Raw genomic sequence first — 23,764 nt, forward strand, 5'->3', positions numbered from 1 at the left:
CCGACGCCCCACCCTCGCCCACCCGCTTCGAAAGCACCTGGACCACCAACCTCTACGACACCGGCACCCACCGCTTTTATTACAGCATACTCACCCCGCTGACCGTGGTCGAGACCGGCACAGGTCGTATCGATGCCAGCACTACAGGCTTCATTCCCGGTCGCCGTGACCATGACGCCGCCTCCCGCCCCTCCCGCTGGTTCACCCTCCGTTCCGATGACGGCCAACTCCTCTTCGTCGCCAACCGCGACATCACAGGCAACCAATTCACATCCGGTCGCCTCGTCCTCGAATTCGCACCCTCCGCCCGCTCCGCCCCCCCCGTCGCCCTCGGTTACGTCCGCCTCCCCCGCGAACCCGCCGCTCCCCTCGAAACCATTGCCCGCTTCTACCAAACACTCCTCGCCTGCCAGCCCATCCAGTGCGCGCAAGTCCAGCGCGGCGACGAAGTCGAACTCACCTACGAGTACCGCCTCCGCCCAACCCACAACGCCGGTAACGCCGCCAACGCCGAGCCCTTCACCGACACCATCCAGCCGCCTGCCAACGCCGCACCGCTCGCCCCCCTCCCGCATCTCCTCCAGACCTGGCTCAAAACCGCCGCCGGACGCGACGCCCTTGCCCCCGGCAAACTCCACCCCGCCGACCTCCAAACCTCGCCCGACGGCTGGCCCTGGCTCGCCTCGCGTCACACCCTCCGGCACACCCTGCCAGCCACCCGCACCACCTCCGTCCGCCACGGCATCAACATCTGGCTCAACCGGGCAACGCGCGAAAACTACGCCGAACTCGCCGCGCAAGGCTGCCAGCACATCCGGCTCGTTCTCCGCTCCGAATCGAAATGGGATTGGGCCAACGCCGACGAACTCAAGACCCTCGTGCAACGCAACCTTGCCTGGATACGCGAAACCGGCGCCGGCAAGATGCAGGCCTACCCTGCGCTCTTCGGCAGCTGGGCGCCCGACCTCCTGCACAAGGCCACCGGTTTCGGCGACACCCCCGATGCCCTCGCCGCCCAAGCCGAATGGCTCCGCCGCTGGCAAGCCATCATGGACTGGTGCCGCCCCTACGCCGACGTCATCGCCTGCTACGACCTCCTCAACGAACCCCGCATCTTTTCCGAACACCACGACGTCACCGCCTACTACGAATTTCTCCGCCGCAACCTCCCCGCCCTCCGCGCCGCAGCCGGTCCCGTTCCCCTCCTCATCGAAGTCGCCAACATGGCCAACCCCGTCGGCCTCAACCACTGGCGCACACCCGACCCTGCCGCCGACGACACCAACACCATCATCGGCTACCACGACTACTGGCCCCACATGTTTACGCACCAGCAAGTCGTCGATCCCCAGCCCGTCGTATTTTATCCCTCCTTCATGCCCATGATCGAATGGAAAGCCCCCTCATGGCGCAACGACAGCAAACACTGGCACTATTGGGACCGCTGGAAATGCGACGCCGTCAACTACCCCGTGTTCAAACACCTCGTGGAAAACGTCCCCGCCAACACCCGCATGGATTGCGGCGAGTATGGAGTTGTTGGATACGCCGGCAAGGCCCCCCAATCCGGTTCCATCTGGCTGACCCACGCCCTCGAACGCTTCGACCGACTCGGTATCAACCACGCCGTTTGGGGCATCAACGGCGGCTACACATGGACCGTCCCCGCCTTCAAACAAACCATCCTCGACCACTGGAAGCGAAAATCTGATACATCCGACCAATAATTAAAAATCGGATACCCTCCCCCCCCCCCCCCCCCCCCCCGACGGCAGAACCGTCCCTGCAACCTCTAATTCCTAATCTCTAACTCTTAATTTCCACTCACCACATGCGATTTCACCTCATCGGCAACGCCCACCTTGATCTCGTCTGGCTCTGGGACTGGCGCGAAGGCCTCAACGAATCCCTCATCACCTGCCGCAGCCTCCTGCGCCTCATGGACGAGTTCCCTGAACTCACCCTCATTCGCGGTGAAAGCACTGTTTATCAATACATCCAGCAACACGACCCCGAAACCTTCGAACGTATCCGGGAACACATTACCACCGGACGCTGGGACGTCGTTGGCGGCACCCTCTGCCAACCCGACACCAACCTCCCCGCCACCGAAACCCTCAACCGCCACTTCACCCGCGGCCTCGACTACATGCACCGCGAACTTGGAGTCCGCCCCCGCGTCGCCTGGTCCGCTGACTCCTTTGGCCACAGCACCGGCTGGCCCCAAATCTACGCCGCCGCCGGCATGAAATACTTCGCCTGCACCCGCCCCTTCGCAGCCGACTGCCCCCTCCCCTCTCCCGCCTTCTGGTGGCAAGGACCCGGCGCGGAACGCATCCTCTCCTGGCGCATCCCCATCCGCGGCTACTGCACCGAACGCCGCGAAATCGCCGCCGTCCTCGACCAATACCGCGAACAAGCCCCCGCCTGGGGACTCGACAACATCGCCATCACCTACGGCCTCGGCAATCACGGCGGCGGCCCCACTGCCCGCCACATCCGCGACATCCTCGCCTGGCGCGACGCCAACCCCGACATCGACGTCGAATTCTCCACCTTTCACCGCTTCTTCGCCGCCCTCGCCGCCGAACCCAAAACTCACCCCACCGTCCAACAAGAACTCAACTTCACCCTTCGCGGCTGCTACTCCAGCGCCCTCCGATTCAAAAAAAACTACCGTCGCACCGAGAACCTCCTCTCCCCCGCCGAACGCACCACCACCCTCGTCTCCGCCGCCCTTGACCGCCCCCCCCCCGATCTCGACGCCGCCTGGGATTCCCTCCTCTTCAACACCTTTCACGACATCCTCCCCGGCACCGTCATCGAACGCGCCTACGACGACCAGAACGCCTGGCTTGGCGTCACCGCCCACGACGCCCGCCGCCACGAACTCGCCGCTCTCACCGCACTCGCCGCCCGCTGCGACACCCGCATCGCCGAGCCCGCGCCCGACATGCCCTCCGCTGTCCCCGTCCTCCTCTTCAACCCCCACCCCTATCCCCTCGACACCCTGGCTGAAGTCGAAACCTGCCTCGAATACCGACCCATCCGCGCCTACAAAAACCGCCCCGACCAACTCCCTGTCGAAGCCATCGGCCCCGACAACCAGCCAATCCCCTTCCAACTCGCGCCCGTCGAAAACCAATTCGCCACCGAAGACCCCTGGCGCAAACGCTTCCTCCTCCCCATCACCATCCCGCCCTGCGGATACCAAATCGTGCAAGTCGCCTGGAACGAAACCCCGCGCCACGCCCCCCCCCCCCCCCCCCATACACACGCCCGTTCCGAAAACGACACCACCATCGCCAACGAACACCTCACCGTATCCGCAAACCCAGGACAAACCGGCATCGACATCCACCTCGACGGCCGCCCCCTTCTCGCGCCCGGCGGCCTCCACGCCCTCACCCTCGACGACCCCTACGGCGCATGGGGCAACCACGACGGCGAACGCGAAGGCGACGACATCTCCACCGTCCTTGCCACCTGGACCATTGCCCAAACCCGCGTCCTCGAAACCGGTCCCCTCCGCGCCACCCTCTGGGTCATGCTCACCTCTGGCTCCTCGCGCCTCGAACTCAGCCTCTCCCTCGCCCACCGCGCCCGCCACATCCACGTCACCGCCCGCCTCCTCTGGAACGAACGCTCCGCCCGCCTCAAACTCGTATTCCCCGGCGCGGGCGACACCGCCACCTTTGAAATCCCCGGCGGCGAAATCACCCGCTCCGCCCTCGGCGAAGTCCCCGGCGGACGCTGGGTGCGCACGCACGCCGCCCCGGCCACGACCACCACGACCGACCGCCGCCCCTTCATCCTCGCCAGCGACGCCTTCTACAATTTCGACCTCAAAAACGAAGCCCTGCGCGCCACCGTTGTGCGATCCACCCGCTACGCCCGCAACTCACCCTCCCGCGCCGACGAAGACCCTTGGCGCCCGCATCAAGACCTCGGCGAACACTGTTTCCAATTTGCGCTCGGCTCCGGCGAACTCGACCCCTGGCGCCTCGCCGACCAACTCGAACAACCCGTCCTCACCCTTGCCGCCCCCCCGCACAACGGCCCCCTTGGCCGCACCGGTTCCCTTGCTGCACTCGAAGGTCAAGGCCTCCGCCTCCTCGCCCTCAAACCCGCGCTCGACGGCAACGGCTGGATTGTCCGTATCCAAAACCTCACCACAACGACGATCCCCCCGCTCCTCACCTGGCTCGACAGCCGCCACAAACTCGACCCGCTTGTGCCCTTCGAAATTGCCTCCTGGCGATTGACCAGCACCGCAAACCGATGGATTGCCACCCGCGTAACCACCGCCGAAGAACCCGTGCCATCCACATCCGCCCCTCCCGTCACCTCCCGCCACTCGGCATCAAGGCCGGATAAAATCAGACATCTATGCCCTGTTTTTTCAGACCAGCTTTGATCTCGTTCACGTTGGCCTCGAACTTTGGCAGCACCTCTTTTTCCATGCGCTCAACCAAGGCCGTCAGCAACTTGACCGCGTGACCCGCGCTGTAGTCGTTGTTCGCCACGCGCTCCTGAATGTCCGCCACCTGACGATAAAACTGACGACTCTCCGCCAGCAAATCCGACGGCGTTTCCAACGTGGCATTGGAGAACTTCAAACTCTCCCACACAAACGTATCCAGACGGAACTGCGCCTTGCGATCTGCCAGGTTGCCCTTCTCGATCTTCTGCATGTATCCACGAACCAATACAAGATTGTCGCTCATCTCGTTTTGCAGCGATTTGCGCAGATAGTAATTATTGCGTGCGCTCTGGATGTCGCCGTAGGCGAGCGCCTGTTTGAAACCCTGATTGGCTGCCAGATAAACACCCAGCACAGTGGCGATCAGAATAAAAAACTGGCTGATCCAAAAACTAAGTTTGGCTGCCTCGGAAGTGTCGATTTTCGACCGCTTTTGCTGATCGCCAGAGGACGACCCGGCAGGCACGGGAGGAGTCACAGAACTTGAGACGTCGGTAGGTTTCATGGCACCGATGCTTTCTCAATTAATTTGCATCTATCAAGCCCGCAACAGGTGCAGACATGGCAAGATCCGGGGCGTTTTTAGAGTCCCACTGAAAAGTCAGGATACGGGAAATAACTGTGCTACGAACAGGAAGACGCTTTGCGGTCATTCTGCGATGATGCATCCCGTCGCTCGTTCTCAATCACTCCATCCTCTCTCCAACCGCGTATTGATTGACCGCCTCAAACCTCATGCACAAACATCGCCCATTTCCGAGCCCCCTCCTGTTTCCTGACTATTTCTGTTTCCTGATCGCAACCTTGGTTTTGCTAAACGCCGTCCCCTCTATTGCTGCGACTACGGCGGCCTCTGTCCAAGAATCATTGCCACTCTACCACCTCCCCATCACCAGCACTGATTTTCAGACCAACACCGGCAGTCTCGGTGGGAAAGCCGACATCGAAACCATCGACAAACTCGCCCCAAAAATCACCACCGACCCCGCAACGCAAAAAACCCTTCTTGCTCTCCCCCTCAACGCCAACGCCATGCTCGGCCCACGGCTCGAACTCCCCGCCAGCGACACCCGGCTCCGCCTCGACCAACCCGGCCAAACCCTCACTTTTGCCTGCTTCGTCAAATGGACCGGTCCCAACAAACATCCCCACAAACGCCACACGCTTCTTTCCACCCTCTCCCGCGATCAGAAAACCGGATACAGCGTGGAAATCACCGAAACCGGTGCCCTCCAGTTTTGCTTCGCCCGTCCCAACGGCATGAATCGACGCGTTTCCGGGGCCACTCTTACCGCCGGACAGCTTGCCCACATCGCCCTTGTCTGGACCACCGGCGAAAAAAACGCGCTCCATTTCTATATCAACGGCGTCGAAACCGAACCCACCGCCAACGGCAAACCCATGCGCCACACCGGTGACACTCCGCTGGCCGCCAACACCATCCCCCTCTGTATTGGGGCAACAAATACAAATGCCTATCCACTCAACGGTGCCCTTGCCGACATTCGTCTTTACGACCACGCCCTCTTGCCCGACGAAATCCGCGCACTGGCCAACCCCAACTGACAAGTCTCTCTCTCTCCAATCCCCCCCCCCGCCATGCCACAGGCAACCAACACCCGCTCCGCCCCCGGATTCACGCTTTTGGAACTCCTCGTTGTCATCGCCATCATTGGCATACTCAGCGGCATCGTAATCTCCGTCCTTGGCCCCGTCCGCCGTCGCGTTGAGCAAACCCAATGCACCGTTAGACTCCGCGAACTCTGGGTCGCGACCACCCTCTATCGCGACGAGACCAAAGGCTTCTACATGGGCTACGGCTCCGCGAAACGCTGGTATCAATATCTCGAACCCTACCTTGGCGATATCACAAAATCCAAAACCCCGTTGCTGATCTGTCCCAGCGTATCCAAACGATTCGCCGCCGACACCGGCAAAGATGCCCTCGCCCACTATTGGCCTAACTACAGCTACAATTTTTATTTCGGCGATTCCAGTAGCACCGGCATGGCTGGCGCCCCACCCGCCAACGAACTTCGCGTTATCTCTCCTTCGCAAAAAATGCTCTTCATGGACGGTGGATACAATACCAGCAGCCCTGCGGAGACCATCAACGGCACCGCCTACAAAGACTACCACAACGGCGGCAACAACATCCTCTTTGCCGACGGCCACATAAAACTCTGGAAAAACTCCAAAAACGTTGGCGAACAACCCTACCTCGCCGGCGGCGCCAAAGACATGTGGCGCCCCTATTACCCCGTTAACTAACCCCTGCCTCCCGCCTGCCTGCCTGCCTCCCCCCCCTTCCTCAACCTGTATCCATTATCAACAGACAATCATCCATCCACCATGCTCCGATCTCCCTTCCAAATCTTGCTCCTCGCAACCCTCTTCCTCTCTCCATTCAGCCCATCTGCCTTCAGTCAAACAGCCGCCCCATCCTCCGCCGGTCCACTCCCGCCCGACATGGCTCGCTGGACCGCTGCCGACAAACAACAACAACGCGACGCCGCCGACGCCCTTCTCGCCACTATTGATGCCGCCGTCGCCCGTGGAGATGCGACCATTCTCATTCCCACCGGCCATTACCGCTTTACCAAAACCACCACAGAACGTCTCCCCACCCACATCCGCTGGAGCAACCTCCGTGACATCACCCTCGATTTCCAAGGCTCCACGCTCTGGTTCGAAACACACTGCTCCGGCATCGTCCTCACCGGAGGCCGCAACATTGCCCTCAAAAACCTCACTCTCGACTGGGACCCGCTGCCCTTCACCCAAGGCACCATCACCGCGATGAACGCCGACGCCGCCACCCTCGACGTCCGCCTCGACCCCGGATACGAACGCGAAAACGTCAGTGCCGGCCTCACCAGTTCCAGCAACTGGAGCGCAGTTGTATTCGATCCTCAAACACGCGAACTTCGGACCGGCCAAGCTCGCTTCATGGTGACCGTTGATTGGGAAAAACGCCGCGCCAACGGAGACTACAAAATCGCATTTCGTGAATTCTTCGGCACCCCACTTGCAGCCAGCGGACTCCGCACCGGCGACAAAATTGTCCTCTTCGTCAACGGCTTGGGACGCGCCCTCCGCCTCGAAGGCACGCGCGACACTCTTCTCGAAAACCTCACCCTCCACGCCAGCCCCTTTGTCGCCATCGTGCAAAACGGCGGAGCCCGCACCACCATCCGCCGCTGCCAGATCGTGCGCCGCCCCGGCACCGACCGCCTCATCGCCAGCAACCGCGACGGCATCAACTGCGCCAACATGGACACCGGCCCCCTCATCGAAGACTGCCGCATGGAGTTCATCGGCGACGACTTTATCAACATCCACGGCAGCCTCTCCCGCGTCCTCTGGCAACCTGCGCCCACCGAAGTCATAGCCAGCCGCCTGAACAACCGCGGCAACATCGACACCCCCCTCGAAGTCGCCTTCCACGACCGCGCCACCATGCGCCTCATCGGAAAACGTATTGCCAATAAAATGACAGTCGACACCTGGAAAGTCACCCCCGAGCGCTGTCTTGCCGACCTCACTCACAAGTGGCACTCCGGCGAAGCCTCCCTCCTCGACTACGGAAAAACCGCCACCGTCCACCGCCTCGCCCTCGATCAACCCATCACCCTCACTCCCGACGCCATCGTCATCTGTGAATCCCTTGCCAGCCCCGGCACCATTATCCGCAACAACGACCTCCGCTCCAGCATCGCCCGGGGCATCCGCCTCCAAAGCCCGCGCGCGCTCATCGAAGGCAATCACATCTCCCGCACCGCACTCTCTGCCATCACACTCATGGGCCATGCCTCCTTCTGGGGCGAAGGCCCCTACGTCCATACCACCCGCGTCCTCAACAACACCATCGAAGACGCCTGCCTCTTCGAATTTCGCGGATCCGAACGCGCCGCTCTCGCCGTGCGCGAAGGCAACTATCGCGACAACCAACTCCCCTACGACATCACCATCAGCGGCAATCGAATCATCCGTCCCGGCGACACCGCCATCTCTGTGCGCGGCGTTCGCGGGGCAACCGTCACTGACAACACCATTTCCGCCCACGCGACCCTCGCCCGCTGGCCGGCCCGTGACGGACGCCCCGCCACCGATCCCGGCTCTGGTTACGCTATTGTCATAGAAGCCTCCACCGGCGTCGTCCTCGACGGCAACCGCATCACCGACCCCGGCTCCCTTTCCAGCGGCGACATTCTGCAGATCGAATCTCCATCCAGTCCCAAACCGTAAATACACCAAAAAGACGTCATGAAAAACAAACTACAAACCATCCTCGCCCTCCTTGGTTGCGCTGCCCTGTCCACCGCTACCGTCCACGCGCAAACCCTGCTCGCCCACTACGCACTCAACGAAGGCACCGGCACCACAGCCCACGACTCTGTCGGCAACCTCGACCTCACGCTTACCACCTCCAACAGCACCCTCAAGTGGTCTGCCGACGGCGACGGCCTCAACAACACCGGCTACGCCCTGCACAACGCCGCGACGACACGCGACAGCGGCAACAAAGCCATTAACACCGATACCGGCACCACGCTCGACAACCTCTCGGCGTTCACCGTCACCGGCTGGTTCAACGCAGGCACACAGCAAACAACGAATGGTGAACGCCTCATCTCCACCGACAGTGGCATGACGCTCTACTTCGATGGAAAACAAAGTAAATTTGTGCTCTCTGGAAGTGCTGCCAGCACCAACGTCACCTCCAATGCATCCACCACTCTGGCGACCACCGACGCGTGGGTTTTCTTCGCAGTCACGGTGGACACCACGGTCAGCGTTCCCGGCTCCGCATGGTCCAACGCCGTGAAATTCTATGTTGGCACCACGACACTCGAAACCGTTCGCATCACCAACGGCAACGCCTCCACTACCGGCGGACTTGCCGGGATGGGCACCGGCAACGTCAGCTCCCTTGCCCTTGGCAACCAAGCAAGCGGCTCACGTTCGCTGGTGAATGTTTTGTTGGCCGATTTCTCGATTTACAGTGGCGCGCTCACCGCCGCTCAAATCGAAACCGTCCGCTTCAACGCCGTTGCCGTTCCTGAACCTGTCACCACCGCTCTCCTCGCGGCATCCGCGCTCCTCGTTGCCACCGCGCTCATTCGCAACCGGAAAAGATCCCGTTAATTCTGTCTAAAAAAAGAATTGGAGGTTGGCTCCGCTAACCTGCGGATTACCTAGTAGGGCAAGATCGTACGTTTGTAATGCCGTCCGAACTACCCTCTTTAATCAAAAATGAATGGTGATGCTGAATTAAAACAGGAGCAGCGAAGCGCCGTTGGCACTCTTTTCTTCAATTGTGCCGCTGTTCTTTCAGAACACACATCCACGCTGGCTAATCTGGAGAGCCTCGCCAGCGAATGGTTGAGGGTTTCGGCATTCAGTGTTGTATCCAAAAAACAAGTTCCCCCCAGTGGAGATCCGCACGACTATGTCAGCATGGCTGCCTATTCGTGGCCTGATCCGCTCAAGCCCGATGGGTTGCCCTACGTAGGACGGGATGGCGAGGTAAATCCAGAGTTTTACGAATACGATAGCTCCGCATTGGAGGGGTTGTGTTCGGCTGTGCCCCACTTGGTCCTCTATGCCTTGGCAGCGGACTCATCTCGCCACGCGGAGCAGGCGGGCAGGTTGTTGAGGAGTTGGTTTCTTGATCCTGCCACCCGCATGAATCCACATTTGAACTACGCGCAGTTCATCCCGGGTGTTACGACCGGACGCTTCATTGGCATCATCGATACCACTTCCTTTGTTTTCCTACTCGAAGCTATCAAGTGCCTGTCCTTCAACCCGGAGTGGACGCCTGAACATCTGGCCGCGCTCAAAAACTGGTTTTCGAGTTATTTGGACTGGCTCTTGGAGAGTTCATTCGGTCCTCAGGAACGGGACATGACGAATAACCACGGCACTTGGTATGACGCCCAGGTTGCTTCCTGCGCTGTATTCTGCGGACGTCCGGGGATTGCGCGGCAACAAATCCAGACTTACACGATTCCACGAATCTTGCGGCAGATTGAGCCAGACGGAACGCAGCCACGCGAGTTGGCGCGGACTCTTTCGCTGACATATACTACTTACAACCTGCTTGCATTAGCAAGTCTGGCGATGATTGCCCGGGATTTGAGAATCGATTTATGGGCTGAGGCTGGTCCGGCTCAGGGCCGGTTGCTGAAGGCTTTGGACTGGATGGAGCCTTATTATGCCGGACGTCAGGAATGGGACAAAAAACAAATCCATCCGTTCAACATGTCGTCTGTCGCGCCGCTATTGTATCTGGCTTGGCTTGGCACCGGTGACGCCCGGTTCATGAAGCTTTGCGCGCATGTTGAGACAAACCCCTGGCAGCGGTTTGTCTTCTCGAAATCCGCTTTGACTGGTCGGACCTACCCTTTGCGGAGCGTCTGATTAGAACATTTAAAATGGTTCTTCGACGTTTTCAGTGGGTAGGTCGTTATTTTGTTCTCCCTCCCCTCTCCCCCCCTCCCCAATCTCAATTTTCAAACCAAACCGTAAAAGGCCGCCAATAAACGCGAACAAAAACCACTTCAATTTCGCAACATGCACGATCAATCCCGGCTCCGCTCACTCCCCTTGCTCAGCCTCAATCCAGCCGAGATTGTTTTTGCCGCATTTCACGACGACCACCTGTCATCAAATTTACACTACAGGCTGACTCCGCAGTCCGCCTCTGGATGTCGCGTCGAAGACAGTTGGTGTGATCTGAAACTCATCTGGGACGGATCAACGCCGGGCAAAACCGCCGCCGAGTTTGTGCTCGAAGGCCATCTCCGGCGCGAGCACTTCGATCACCTCGTCTTCTGCCTTGTCGCCCCGCCAGACGTGGAAGTCCGCTTCTTCGCCCGCGTCCCTTCCGGCAACGACATTCCCCTGAGCGACTGGACACCAGGCACAGGCTGCCGCATGGAAGTCAAAACCCCCTGGCCCCCCGCGCCATCGTCACCACCATCTGGATACGAATGCGAATTGCATGACATTCGCCTCCTTCTCCGTTCGTCCAACTCCAAGGGACAAACGATTTGCCTGTTGTGGTTTGGCCTCGAAGACAGCCGCGCCCTGCCCGTCGTCCTGCAAACAGTCCGCCCCTATGAAATCCGATGGGACGGGCTCATTGCCCTCCCCGAAGTCTGGCCCCAAACCACGCCCTTCGACGCATCCCTTCTCTTTTCCCCCGACGAACTTCCCGCCCTCCGCCGGAAACTTGCCCGCCCGGAATGGTGTTCCTGTTTCCGACACATGGAAACCCGCGCCCGCGAGAGCCTCCGCATCGAACCGGAACACTGGCTCGGCGACTTCATCCCGTGGAGTGACACCCGCTACACGCGGACTCGCGAGCACGGCGCGCCGGCCACGTTCAACGACGCGCTGGTCGCCGGTTTTTCCGCCCTCGTGCTTCGTGACCTCACGCTCGCCCGCCACGCACTGCGTCACCTCATGGTGATTGCGCACACCACACACTGGTATTCCTCGGCGATTCACCGGCTCCAAGGTTCCACATGGGACGAACGTTGTTTTCTCCCCGAAATGACCACCACTGCCGTCGCCCTGCTGGCCGACTGGTTTGACTGGGCGCTCACGCCCGTCGCCCGCGCACTGATTCACCAATGCCTGTGGGACAAGGGCCTCGCTCCCATCGAACGCGACATGATGAAGTGGGACTACGTTTATCACATCAATCAGGGTCCTTGGTTTTGCCGCGCCCGCATTCTGGCCGGGCTTCTCCTCGAAAAACACTGGCCGCGCATGGGACGCTACGTGGACCGCGCACGCGACGACCTTCTCGAAGGACTCAACAACTACCTCATGCCCGATGGTGGCAGCGACGAGGGCGCGGCTTATTTTCTTGGTACCATGGAAACCACCCTGCCCGCGCTGCTCGCCCACGCCAAGGTCCGCGAGATTCCAATCCGTGAACAGCTTCCGACACGCCTGATTGAGTTGTCGGAAAACTACATCCGAACGCTTTCCGCCGTTCGCCCCGGTTGCTTTTTGACGGTTGGCGACGCCGCTGACGAGCGCGCTGCGAGCGATGCCATTTGCCTGCTGGCGGGCCTTTTTCCCAACGCCGCTTACACGGACATCGCCCAAGCCAGCCTCGCGCCCTTGGAGCCCGGCAGTTACTATTCACAATACTGGAAAACCAGCGTTTACGCCTGCATCTTCGGCCCGGAAAAACTCCCGCCATCCCGCAGTATTGTCCCCGAGTTTTCCCTGCTTCCCAACACCGGCCTCCTCTCCAGCCTGCGACGCGCCAACGGCCACTCCCTGCGCTTGCTTTTCACCGGTGCCAAAGCCGGCGCCAGTCACAGCCACTTTGACAAAGGCAACTTCATCTTGGAGGTGGATGACATTCCCGTTTTCATAGATCGCGGCATCACCCGCTACGACGACGCCCGCACACCGCTGCTCAAGCAAAGCGCGTTGCACAATGTGATCACACCGATGACCTCCACCGGCGTCTATCCTGACCAAGCCATCGCTACTGCCGACACGCTCCCGGATGGACGCGGCGACGCGTTCAGCCTGGACGCCCGCATATGTCTTGATGGTGTATGGAAAAACTGGATGCACACCTGCCACCGCGAACTTCACTCGCCATCGCCAACCATGATTTGCCTCCGGGATCACGGTGCTCTTTTGCATGAACAACGCGTGGCATTCCATTTACAATCACCTGTCCCCTTTACGATCCGCGGACTTCAGGCCACCGTGCAACACCGAGATTTTGACGTCACCATTTCGGGCAACTGGGTGGCGGAAATTCAGCACAGCCAAGAACTGGTGGATTGGAAATCACGCCCCGTATGGCGACTCACGCTCATCTCACATCCCCTTCGGACCTTTCAGATTGAAACGGAACTACGAGTGAAGTTCCCCCCCCTCCCCCCCACCGCCTGAGCCAACATCAATTCTTCTGTGACGGCTTGGCATGCCTCTTCCGATACGCGCCCGGACTGCACCCGCACTCCGCCTTGAACGCCTCGTAAAACCGGCTCAACGACTGGAACCCGCACCCCAGCGCAATCTCGATCAACGGCGTGTCGCTCAACAACAACAGACGCCGCGCCTCCGACACCCGTTGACGCAACAAAAACTTCCACAACGTCATCCCCCACCGCTTTTGGAAAAGCCGCATCGCGTATTCAGGATTCAACTTCGCCGCCCCCGCGACCATTGCCACCGTGATCTCATCACGAAAATGCTCGTTGATGTAGCGTACCATCCGTTCCACATGGCGACACTGGTATCCATTTCCCCCTGACAACACGCCCGACAACCGCAAGCCCGTCCCCAACGCCGCCTCGCCCGCTACTGCCGCCGCCAATTCCACGCCCGACGCCTTCGTCGCCCCCAGCGCCCACCTCCGGAAAAACGCCTCCAACTCCAACCGCACCACCACCTTCAACTCCTCTGCCTCCGAGGCAAAATCCCGCCCCCAACCTGCGAGCGAAAACACCGTCCCACCCGTTAACTCCGCCGGCATTCCCAACAAACCACCCTCCAGCAAGCGCCGCGTGAAAACTGCGGGCAACTCCCATCCAAGAAACCATGACAACGGCACCGACACCCAAGTAATCACCGTGTCCGCCTCCACCGCCAGCACCTGGTGAGGCACCGCCGCCCAGTAAGCCACACCCTCGCCTGCATTCACCGAAACGGTTTCCACTCCGCGCCGAAAAACCATGGCCCCCCGCTCGATGAAATTCAGTTCAATCTCGTTATGTTGGTCCGCTGCCGCCATCGCCTCCAGTCGTCCCGTCCCTGCATAAAACCCAAACGACACCGTGTTGACGCGCGGCGCGGCGACACCCGCGGCAGACCCGCGTTTCATGTTTCCTGTGCGATGCGAAGCCGGTTTCACAAAAGTCAGGATACCGGAATACCCGCCTTGTCGAACAGGAAGATTCCCGCCCCCCGTTCTGCAATAATCCTCACACCACCCGCGCCACCCGGCGCCCTCGTGCCATGAAACGCTCTGAAATCAACACCCTCCTCCGCGACGCATTCGCTCTCCTCGCGCAACACCAAGTCCATCTCCCACCCTTCGCCCGCTGGACTCCGGACGATTGGGCTGCCCGAGGCGACGCCACCCGCGAAATCGTCGAGCAACAACTCGGCTGGGATATCACCGATTTCGGTTCTCGCGACTTTGCCCGCACCGGCCTCCTCCTTTTTACCCTGCGCAACGGCACCTTTGCCGAACTGAAAAAACCGCTCGGCAAAATTTACGGCGAAAAACTCCTCATCGCCCAACCCGGCCAAGTCACCCCCACACACTTCCACCACCAAAAAATGGAAGACATCATCAACCGCGGCGGAGGCCGGCTCCTCATCCGCCTCTGGAACTCCACGCCCGACAACCGCCTCGCCGACACCCCTGTCACTGTCAGTTGCGATGGTATCCAAAAAACCATTCCATCCGGCGCCACCCTGACCCTTTCTCCCGGCGAATCCATCTGCCTCCCCCAACGCCTCTACCACACCTTTTGGGGTGCCCCCGACACCGGCCCCGTGCTCATTGGCGAAGTCAACCGCGTCAACGACGACCGCATTGACAACCACTTCCTCGACCCCGTCGGACGCTTCCCAGCCATTGAGGAAGACGCCCCGCCGCTTCATCTCCTCACCATCGACTACGCCACCCGTCTCAACCTTACCCACGCCACCGCATGAGCACCGCCGCCGCCCTCGCACCCAGTGACCACGCGCGCACCCAACCCCTGTGTCAGCCGTCCACCATTCCGCCCCCCGCCCCTCGCCCTCCGCAATCACACCCGCACCTCGATCCCCTTGCCCTCCGCTACCTTTCCGGACTCGCCGCCGCCGCCATCGAAACCGCCCGCGTTCGTCCCGGCCAACGCGTCACGCCCGATCTACCCGCCAACACCACATCGCACACCCTGATCCGTCCCGGCGGACGCGATTGTTACCCCGCAGTCTGGACGCAAGACTTCGCCATGACACTCGCCACCGGTCACGTTAGCCCCGACGAAATGTGGAACCACCTCGCCCTCATTGCCACCGTGCAGAACGGCCCCGCTCCACGCCGCCTCGCCCTCAGCGGCGCGCTCATCCCTCCCTACGCCATCCCCGACCATGTCCTCTTTGACGGCACCCCCGTTTATTTTCCCGGCGCCTATTCCGGCGGCGAAGACCAAGGGGGCGAACCCTGGGGACTCCAGCCGCCCGCCAACAACCACTACGAATTCATCCTCATCGCCTGGCACCTCTGGCGCGCCACTCGCGACGCCAATTTTCTCCATCGACCCATTGCCGGACTCCCCCTCATTGACCGACTCCGCCTCGCCTTCGACGTTCCCCGCACCGACCCTGAAACTGGACTCGTTTGCACCGACGCCGCCAGTCGCGCCGTAGGATTCATCTATTGCGATTCCATTTACATGACCGGCCGCCTCCTCTTCGCCTCGCTCCTCCGCTGGCGGGCCGCCCATCAACTTGCAGAATTGGAAAACGCCTTGGGGCTCCCCCCCCCCCCCCCGCGCATTTCAAGCGCCCAAAAATTTGGAACCCACATCACATCCGTATTCGGTGGTCCACTACGCATCGGCGGTTGGCTCATGGCCGCCACGGAAACTGGATGCCAGCCCGACGTCTGGGGCACCATTTACGCACTCCACCTCGGACTCCTCACCGGAGCCTCTGCCCGCGCCACGCTCCGCGAAATCGTCAACGCACTCGACGCCGGCACCATCGCCCACCAAGGCGCGATCCGCCACGTCCCCACCAACCACGACGCCCGCCCCGACTCTGCCTGGGAACGCACCCACACGCCGCACAACCACTATCAAAACGGAGCCTACTGGCACATGCCCTCCGGCTGGCTCATCGACATTCTCGCTCGCGAACATCGCGACTGGTCCCGTCGCCTCTTCGATGACATGATTGCCCATTTCCGCGCCGAAGATTTCCGACAAGGCTCCGCTTATAATGCGCCTTGGGAATGTATCGGAAAAACCGACTCAACACATCCAGCCTCCGCCCATCGCAATCCCATCTTCCTCGGCTCGGTTGCCGTTCCCTGCGGAGTCCTGTGCTCCTGAAACGGAACAACGCACGCTGCCCACCCCGTACCGCTGTGCTTAATTTTCCACTACAAAACCTCAAAACCACCACATGTCATCAATCCCCCCGCTGACCTCCGCCTACGACGTTGTTGTCCTCGGCATGAACGTCGTGGACATCCTCACCGAAGTCCCCGCCACCATCACGCCCGACGCCAAGCACGAGGTCGAAAAAATCCTCGTGCAAGGAGGCGGCCCCGCCTCGACCGCCTCCTGCCAGATCGCCTCACTCGGCTGGCGCACCGCCTTCGTCGGACGCCACGGACGCAACACCATCAGTGCCATTTCCGAAGCCGAGTTCGCCCGCTGCGGCGTGCTCCCCGACCTCTTTCTCCGCGACGATCCCGACGCCCAGCCTGCCGTCGCCATCGTCGAGGTAGATCGCGCGAAACAACAGCGCACCGTCTTCTTTTCCACCACCGGCTGTCCCAAACTCACCGCCGCCGAGGTTCCTGTCGAAGCCATCCGCCGCGCCCGGGCCATCCTCGTTGACGGTTACGAAACAGTCGCTTCCCGCGCCGCGCTTTTTGCCGCCCACGCTACCGGCATCCCTTCCATTCTCGACATCGAAGCCGGTTCTCCCGACACGCTTCGCGAACTCCTCTCGCTCGGCACCCATGCCATTCTTCCCCTCGTCGCAGCCCGCAAACTCACCGGTGCTGCCACGCCCGCCGACTCCCTTCGCGCTCTCGCGCGCCACACCGCCGCGCAACTCCTCGTCACCGACGGGGCCAATGGTAGCTGGGCATTGGATACGGGTAAAAATCCAGATGGAGCGATCCACCACCAACCCGCCTTTCCGGTCAACGTCATCGACACCACGGGATGTGGCGACTGTTACCACGCCGCCTATCTCTCCGCGCTCCTCTCCGGCTGGTCGCTGCCGCTGCGCATGGAGTTTGCGAGTTGGGTGGCAGGCTACGTGGCCGAAGCCCTCGGCGGTCGCACGCACCTGCCCACACGCGCCGCTCTCCGTGCCCGCGACCAGTCGATGCTCTCGCCCGCGCTGCGCGAATGCCTTGCTAGTTTTCTGAAGATAACGCCGACCCGGTAGGGAGGCATCTCCGAGGCCTCCGCACTACGTTCCGCACGCCAACGACATTCGCTCCATCTCACCACGCCCGGCGGAGGTCTCGGAGAGACCTCCCTACCTTAGTCTTGCCATTCAGCCCTTTCCATCCATGCGCCTCCTCACCAACCGCTCCGACGTTCTTGACCGCTTCCGCCACGCGGGCGAACACCATTCACCCATCCTTTGCCCCAATGCCGAGACGCCCGACGAAATCGAAGGCATCCTCCTTGGCGCGCAACGCTACCTGCACCGTCAGTCTTCCCCCCCCCATCCCCCCCCCGCCACCACCTCGCCTGCACCGACGCGCATCACCATTGGCATAGGTTTTACCGCCAGTTACCCCGATCACCCGCAACTCGGACGCCTTGCACTTCCCGGACAATCCCTTGCCGACACCGCTCACATCTGGCTGACTTGGCTCTCCACTTACGCCAACCGCCCCGGCCTCTTTGACGACATCAACGTGATCCCCTTCCTCGATCACGGCTGGGCACCCCATGGCGCCGACCTCGCGCTCATGCACGCAACATGGTTTCAAGACGCGCTCGGCATCCTGATGTTCGACGCCAGCGCGTTCGATCCCGAGGAAAACATCCGGCTCACCGCTGCCTTTGCCGCTCGCGCCCGTGAACGTGTCGTCATCGAAGCCTGCCCCGACAAAGTCTATGAACACGCCGAGCTTCTGCGCAAAAACCTCAACGAAGCCGACCTGCTTTCCGATCCTACCCTTGTTGAAAACTACGTCCGGCAGACCGGCATTGATCTCATCGTTCCCAACCTCGGCACCGAGCACCGCAGCACCAGTGCCGTCCCGCTCGAATACCGCCGTGACCTCGCCTGCGACATCACCCGACGCCTTGGCCCGATCCAAGCATTGCACGGCACCAGCAGCCTCGGCGGCAGGCTTGGCTCAGTTGGCGCCGACGGCATCGTAAAAATCAATTACTACACCGCCATGGCCCGCGCCGCCACCAACGCCTTGCAAGCCACACACTTTCCCTCTCCCCCCACGCAACCGCTCCCCATTGTCCAAGCCTGCGGCAGTCACAACCATCGCATTCGCCGCGAAGCCATCGCGCAAAACATCGCCTCCACCCTCGCCGCGCTCTTCTAAACATGGAGTGCGGCGATTCATCGCGACGCCAGTCCTCGCCAACACCACTGCCAGTCACAAAAAAAGCGCGATGCCCAAAAAACGCATCGCGCCCATTCGCACAATGCTCACTCAGAACGCGCTCCGAGTTTGCACTGATTTCGCTTATTTTTTTGCGGGCATTGCGAGCGCGCCCAAACCGAGAACGGCCAACCCGCCGCCACCAACATAATACCATGTGTGTTGGGCCACGCGTGCCTTACCATCAACGCTGCCTGCCATCTTGTTACCAAGAGATTCCATCGAACCACTCATGGACTCCTGCCTCTGGTAACCCGAATAAATCAACCAACCACCCGCCGCGATAAGAACGACTGCGATAATGAATTTCATAGACCATGAATCATTTTTTAGACCGCTACAATTTCAAGTTTATTGCATTTACTCCAACGCTTCCGCCAACATCCCCTCCCCCCCCCTGCCCTCCTCCACGCGCAACCCTCCGCCCTACTTCTCGCTGGCTTGCCAGATAAACGAACTTTGCAATAAAACACATCATGGACTCCCTCAACTGGTTAGTTCCCCTGCTGGTTATTGTCCCCGCCCTCTACATCATCCGCCGCATTCTTGTCATGCGCGCCCTCAGCGGACTCAAACACGGAAACCAGCGCATCGAACCGATCCCGGAAAACGCCATTCCTGTCTGGCTCACTGACATCACTCGCGCTCAAACCGACGCCCTTGCCGCCCACGGATTCACCTACCGCCGCTCCCTGCGCCTCACCAGCCCCAACGGGCCCGACTTCGATGTAATATATTCTGAATACACGCTGCCCGGCGAAGGCATCCGCGCCCTCGTCCAACCCTATGAAGCCGGCGTGCGACCCGGCGAATGCCACGCCACGCTCCGCAGCACACTCGCCGACGGCACAGTGCTCGCCACCACCACACTCGACTATCAAGAAGCCCGTATCGCACCCGACTCACCCCGCCTCCGCACCGAACGCCACCCCGAAGCCGACACCGCGACCCTGCTTCAATACCACCGCGCCCGCATCACCGCCGCCGCCACGGAACGTAGTGCCAACGCCATTACACACACATCCGCCGACGACGACCTCGCGCAAGACCAAGCCCTGCTCGACGAACAAGACACCGCCCTCCGCGCCTCCGGCCTCGTGCGCACAGGCAACGACGGCACCCTCCGCCTACGACCCCGCGGCCTCCTCCGCTTTGCCAATCTCGCAATCTCCACTGCCGCCTACATCAAAAAACGCGAAAAACTCCGCCTCCAAAACCCCTCCCCCCCCCCCCTCCTTACACCCGAAACCTGGTCCGCCATCGAATGGCGCCACTACCGCCAATTAGACACCCTCCAACGCCAACGCCTCACCTGGTTGCCCAAACTCCTCCTCATGCTCGTGTCGCTTGCCCTCTTCATGCTCGCGCTCCACTGGATCATGTCGCCAACGCTCGCGATCACCCTCGTCATCGCGCTCACCGTTCACGAATGCGGACACCTCCTCGGCATGCGCCTCTTCGGACACCGAGACACACAACTCCTCTTCCTCCCCTTCTTTGGCGGCGCCGCCGTCGCGCACGACCCCCTCGTCCTCGCCCCCTGGAAACACCTCGTCATCCTCTTTCTCGGACCCCTGCCCGGCATCTTCATTGGCATCGGCATGATGCTCTGGAGCACCGGCGACCCAACCCTCTCCTGGATATGGGACGCCGGCCTCCTCACCCTCATCTTCAACGCCTTCAACCTCCTCCCGATCCTGCCCCTCGACGGCGGCCAAATTGCTGACGTTGCCCTCCTCTCGCGCGTCCCCCACTTCCGCGCCCTCTTCATGATCCTCAGCGCGCTTGGCCTCATTGCACTCGGCGCGCTAAGTGGCGGCGCCGCCATCATTCTCACCCTGCTCGGCCTCTTCATGCTCATCCGCACACCCGTCGAATGGAAACTCGCCGGACTCGTCAAACGCCTCCGCGCCGAACTCCCCCCCGGCACCGACGAAGAAACCGCCGTGCGCCGCCTCCTTGCCGACCTGCGCGGCCCCAACTGGAAACTCCTCAACAGCGCCCCCAACGCCCCCATTCAACGCCTCCAACACGCTCGTGCCCTCCAAGAACGCGTGCGCCGACCCAAATCCGGCTGGGGCGCGGTCGTGCTCGCCCTGCTCGGCTACACCAGCCTCTTCTGGCTCGGCCTGCCCATGATGGTCGTTATCGGCAATCTCCGCGGCAACACCGAGATTCGCGCCGCCGAGTCCCGTGCCGACGCCGCCGGACTCCCTGTCACCAAGCCGCGCCCCACCTTTGCCCTCGTTGCCGATGCCGACAACGCCGCGCTCCCACTCCTGCGCACCCGCAACCTCGCCCCCCGCCTCTGGGCCGATGAAACCGGCACGCCCGAAGCCGAGACCGAGGCCAAACAGCAAGCCGACAACAAAAACACGATCGACCTCCTGCGTGAAGCCGCGCGCCTTCCCCGCTTTGCCCTCCCCCCCGCCGAACTCGACCACTCCTCTTATCCAATCACCGTCACGCTCCAGTTGCTCCAGACGAAAGTCGCCGACCTGCAACGCTACAACCAGCCCGACGACGCGCTCGCACTCGCCATTGACGGACTCCGCGTGCTCCGCCACCTGCAAACCGCCCCTGGCTGGTGGAGTTGGTCGCAGCACACCGGCGCGTCCTCCCGGCTCTGGCGGCAAGTCGAGGACCTGCTTGCGCAAGGCGCCTCAGTATCAAAAGATCAACTACAACAACTTGCCACCTGCGCCAACGAGCAGGCGCTGATCGACTTCGCCGCGCAGGCGATCTTCGCGGAAAAAATCGCCCACATTGCCCTCTGGCGCGATAAAAGCACAAACGACGCGGACGACACCACCCCGACTCTTTCCGGGGGCGGCATCTGGCGAGTATTCGCGTGGATGTACGAGTTCAGTCCCACCAACAAACGCGAACGAGCCCGTTCCCTCGACGACGCCATCCGACTGCGTGGCACGCTCGCCGAAATCTCCGCCGGACGATGGACGCCAAAACCGCCCCAAACCACCGGTGACACCAACGACACTGAAGAATGGGACTCTCACACCTGGACGCTCGACAACCTCGCTGACACCGTTGCCCGGCAACGCCTTTATCGCGCCGCCCTCGCCGCCCACTGGACGATGAAAACCAAGGCCACGCCCAATCCCCCCGCGACACTGGACGACATCCGCGCACCGTGGCTGCCATCCGGCACGACAGCGACGGCGATCACGCATCCGGTCACGGGCGCCCCGCTGCGCCTGGAGCAACGCGGCAAGTCCCCCGTGCTCGTGCTCGCGTCACTCCATCTCGACTACACGCTCCACAACTCCGACGCAAAACCCGAACTCGTCTGGCGCCTGCCCCCCGCCCGCTGACGAATGCAGCGGGAACCGTTGGGGATTCCGAAGCCGACACCAAGGAGCGGCGGCATCCTGCCGCCGGACGACGCGGAGCGTCGCCAGTTTGACGTGGACGTGGCATTGGAGTGATGCGGAGCCCCTCCCCCCCCCCCCCCGCGAGCCACTTCAAACCTGCAACACATGCACGCCCGCGTCGTTTGATGTCCTGACCTCATGCGTGCTCATCTCTCCGCCGTGCGACACCGTCACGCGATACGTGCCCGCGAAACCCCGGAAGCCATGCCGCCCGTCCGCATCCGTTGCCCCGCCCGATTCTGTTCGCCATTCATTGTGTAACAGATTTTTCAATACATCATAGGCGGGCTTCGGTGTCAGATCGCGGTTGAGCAAGCCGGAGAACACACGATCCTCGCCCGGCGCGGCGCCACCGTCCGGGACATTCCACCACGTGATGCTGTCCACCGAAGGATGACTGAACCAAAGTCGGTAAAAATTGCGCGCCACCTCCGCCTGCGCCGCCTGTCCCGAAGCGTCATTGCCGGGCGCGGTCAACGTGATCTCGCTCACATGCAACGGCAGGCCAAACGGAGCCAGCGTGTCGAGCGCGTGCAGGAGTTGCCGCGGAGTGAAACGCCCGCCGGCGACGATCTCATAAAAATCCTCGTCGTTGAAATGGTGAAACTGCAGCCCGATGCCCCCGATCGGTGTCCCCTCGTTGAGAAGCTGGCGGATCTGCGCCTGATATTTGTTCAACCCGACATTGCCCTCCGGCATCCACACGCCGGTGACCTCATTGATGTCCAGCCGCGTCCCCGGTGAAAACACATCCGCCGCCCACTCGAACGCCATGCGCTCGTAGTTGACCGGCATTACGCAACTCCCGCCCGTGGCGACGCGTCCCGTTGGCCCCATTGAGCAGAGCGATTCGTTCAGACCGTCCCAGCGTTTGATGCGTCCATTGTAACGCGCCCCGATCTCCCGCACGCGCTCCCGCCAGAGCCGCGCATTGTCGCCGGCCCGCGCCGGATCACGCGACAACCAGTCGGGTGCGGACCACTTGAAAAAGTCCCATACCAACGGATGCCCGTGCATCCGCAAACCATGCTGTTCGCAAAACGCCACCACACGATCCGGCGGCGGACGACGCGACACCGGCACACTGTCCGCCGCGTAACGCGGATGCCCGCGCTCGACCTCCAACCCGCGCCAGTAAAACGGCACCGTCGCCGCGTTGAACAACCCAAGAAACGCCTCCTCATAGCGCGCGTTAAGCTCCGGTGTCGGGTAGCCGTCCAACATAAAAATGTTGGCTCCGAAATGAAGCGCCGACGCCGTCTGCACGCACTCCACGCGCGCCCCCGGCACAGGCTTTCCAGAGGCGTCGGTCACGCGCAACGTGACGTTGGTTTTTCGATTCCGCTCAATGTCGGAATCGATGCGGGCGTTGAGTTCGGGATCGGTCCAGAGAGCGCGATAGGCGTCGGAGATTTGAGTGGGCATGATGGCAATGGGTTCAGTGTGCGATTGCAGAGCGATGTCATGGAACCGTGCGCTTGCGAAGGAAACAGCGTTGCGATTGAACCTGTTCAATTTCAT

17 protein-coding genes are annotated in these 23,764 nt (G+C 61.5%); 13 read left to right on the top strand and 4 right to left on the bottom strand.

Annotated elements, in window-relative coordinates; all coding sequences use genetic code 11:
* Together OBACDRAFT_RS08425 and OBACDRAFT_RS08430 are read left to right on the top strand one after the other, a co-directional pair.
* On the top strand, window positions 1–1,727 hold a 1,727-nt coding region (locus OBACDRAFT_RS08425; protein WP_043584673.1), incomplete at its 5' end, for a glycoside hydrolase family 5 protein.
* A 104-nt stretch (window positions 1,728–1,831) separates the two neighbouring features.
* Window positions 1,832–4,417 carry a glycoside hydrolase family 38 N-terminal domain-containing protein gene (locus tag OBACDRAFT_RS08430; protein WP_052361516.1) on the top strand — a complete coding sequence of 862 codons (2,586 nt, stop codon included), beginning with the start codon at window positions 1,832–1,834 and terminating at the stop codon, window positions 4,415–4,417.
* Here OBACDRAFT_RS08430 and OBACDRAFT_RS08435 read toward each other — a convergent pair.
* Window positions 4,380–4,988 carry a hypothetical protein gene (locus OBACDRAFT_RS08435; RefSeq protein ID WP_157836962.1) on the bottom strand — a complete coding sequence of 203 codons (609 nt, stop codon included), beginning with the start codon at window positions 4,986–4,988 and terminating at the stop codon, window positions 4,380–4,382. The genes OBACDRAFT_RS08430 and OBACDRAFT_RS08435 overlap by 38 nt on opposite strands.
* A 362-nt stretch (window positions 4,989–5,350) precedes the next feature.
* Between OBACDRAFT_RS08435 and OBACDRAFT_RS08440 the strand changes: the two genes are divergently transcribed.
* The 6 genes from OBACDRAFT_RS08440 (at window position 5,351) to OBACDRAFT_RS08465 (ending at window position 13,420) form a co-directional block, all read left to right on the top strand.
* Window positions 5,351–6,049: a LamG domain-containing protein gene (locus OBACDRAFT_RS08440; protein WP_157836963.1), complete on the top strand. Its 699-nt coding sequence runs from the start codon at window positions 5,351–5,353 to the stop codon at window positions 6,047–6,049.
* Between the two features lie 33 nt (window positions 6,050–6,082).
* On the top strand, window positions 6,083–6,754 hold the full coding sequence (locus OBACDRAFT_RS25150; protein WP_052361519.1) for a prepilin-type N-terminal cleavage/methylation domain-containing protein: 672 nt from the start codon (window positions 6,083–6,085) through the stop codon (window positions 6,752–6,754).
* Between the two features lie 81 nt (window positions 6,755–6,835).
* Window positions 6,836–8,731 carry a right-handed parallel beta-helix repeat-containing protein gene (locus OBACDRAFT_RS08450; RefSeq protein WP_043584678.1) on the top strand — a complete coding sequence of 632 codons (1,896 nt, stop codon included), beginning with the start codon at window positions 6,836–6,838 and terminating at the stop codon, window positions 8,729–8,731.
* Window positions 8,732–8,749: 18 nt separating this feature from the next.
* The gene (locus OBACDRAFT_RS08455; RefSeq protein WP_043584680.1) at window positions 8,750–9,631 is read left to right on the top strand and encodes a LamG-like jellyroll fold domain-containing protein; all 882 of its coding nucleotides are present in this window, start codon (window positions 8,750–8,752) and stop codon (window positions 9,629–9,631) included.
* Between the two features lie 108 nt (window positions 9,632–9,739).
* Window positions 9,740–10,909 (top strand): alginate lyase family protein, encoded by a 1,170-nt coding sequence (locus OBACDRAFT_RS08460; protein ID WP_052361523.1) that lies wholly within the window; start codon window positions 9,740–9,742, stop codon window positions 10,907–10,909.
* A gap of 153 nt (window positions 10,910–11,062) precedes the next feature.
* Entirely contained in the window at window positions 11,063–13,420 is a 2,358-nt protein-coding gene (locus OBACDRAFT_RS08465; protein ID WP_043584682.1) for a heparinase II/III domain-containing protein, read from the top strand.
* Window positions 13,421–13,427: 7 nt separating this feature from the next.
* On the opposite strand, the gene OBACDRAFT_RS30645 is transcribed toward OBACDRAFT_RS08465, so the two are convergent.
* Window positions 13,428–14,354: a helix-turn-helix domain-containing protein gene (locus OBACDRAFT_RS30645; RefSeq protein WP_043584684.1), complete on the bottom strand. Its 927-nt coding sequence runs from the start codon at window positions 14,352–14,354 to the stop codon at window positions 13,428–13,430.
* Between the two features lie 134 nt (window positions 14,355–14,488).
* On the opposite strand from OBACDRAFT_RS30645, the gene OBACDRAFT_RS08475 reads away from it, so the two are divergent.
* From OBACDRAFT_RS08475 to OBACDRAFT_RS08490, 4 genes are all read left to right on the top strand, one after another.
* Window positions 14,489–15,196, top strand: a complete 708-nt coding sequence (locus OBACDRAFT_RS08475; protein ID WP_043584685.1) for a D-lyxose/D-mannose family sugar isomerase — start codon at window positions 14,489–14,491, stop codon at window positions 15,194–15,196.
* Window positions 15,193–16,584, top strand: coding sequence for a hypothetical protein (locus tag OBACDRAFT_RS08480; protein WP_043584687.1), 1,392 nt, complete (start codon window positions 15,193–15,195; stop codon window positions 16,582–16,584). The genes OBACDRAFT_RS08475 and OBACDRAFT_RS08480 overlap by 4 nt, the downstream gene beginning before the upstream one ends.
* Before the next feature lie 73 nt (window positions 16,585–16,657).
* A complete protein-coding gene (locus tag OBACDRAFT_RS08485; RefSeq protein ID WP_043584689.1) occupies window positions 16,658–17,659 on the top strand; it encodes a carbohydrate kinase family protein in 1,002 nt (333 codons plus the stop codon).
* Window positions 17,660–17,786: 127 nt separating this feature from the next.
* Window positions 17,787–18,791: a class II fructose-bisphosphate aldolase gene (locus OBACDRAFT_RS08490; protein ID WP_043584691.1), complete on the top strand. Its 1,005-nt coding sequence runs from the start codon at window positions 17,787–17,789 to the stop codon at window positions 18,789–18,791.
* A gap of 144 nt (window positions 18,792–18,935) precedes the next feature.
* Here the strand turns inward: OBACDRAFT_RS08490 and OBACDRAFT_RS08495 are convergent, their stop codons facing one another.
* Window positions 18,936–19,163 carry a DUF3185 family protein gene (locus tag OBACDRAFT_RS08495; RefSeq protein WP_043584693.1) on the bottom strand — a complete coding sequence of 76 codons (228 nt, stop codon included), beginning with the start codon at window positions 19,161–19,163 and terminating at the stop codon, window positions 18,936–18,938.
* 164 nt (window positions 19,164–19,327) lie between these two features.
* Here OBACDRAFT_RS08495 and OBACDRAFT_RS08500 point away from each other — a divergent pair, with 164 nt between their 5' ends.
* Window positions 19,328–22,183 (top strand): site-2 protease family protein, encoded by a 2,856-nt coding sequence (locus OBACDRAFT_RS08500; RefSeq protein ID WP_043584695.1) that lies wholly within the window; start codon window positions 19,328–19,330, stop codon window positions 22,181–22,183.
* A gap of 150 nt (window positions 22,184–22,333) precedes the next feature.
* Here OBACDRAFT_RS08500 and OBACDRAFT_RS08505 read toward each other — a convergent pair whose 3' ends face one another.
* Window positions 22,334–23,668, bottom strand: a complete 1,335-nt coding sequence (locus OBACDRAFT_RS08505; protein WP_157836964.1) for an endo-1,4-beta-xylanase — start codon at window positions 23,666–23,668, stop codon at window positions 22,334–22,336.
* Between the last annotated feature and the right edge of the window lie 96 nt (window positions 23,669–23,764).

The sequence above is a fragment of the Geminisphaera colitermitum TAV2 genome, from assembly GCF_000171235.2.
GTDB classification, from domain to species: domain Bacteria; phylum Verrucomicrobiota; class Verrucomicrobiia; order Opitutales; family Opitutaceae; genus Geminisphaera; species Geminisphaera colitermitum.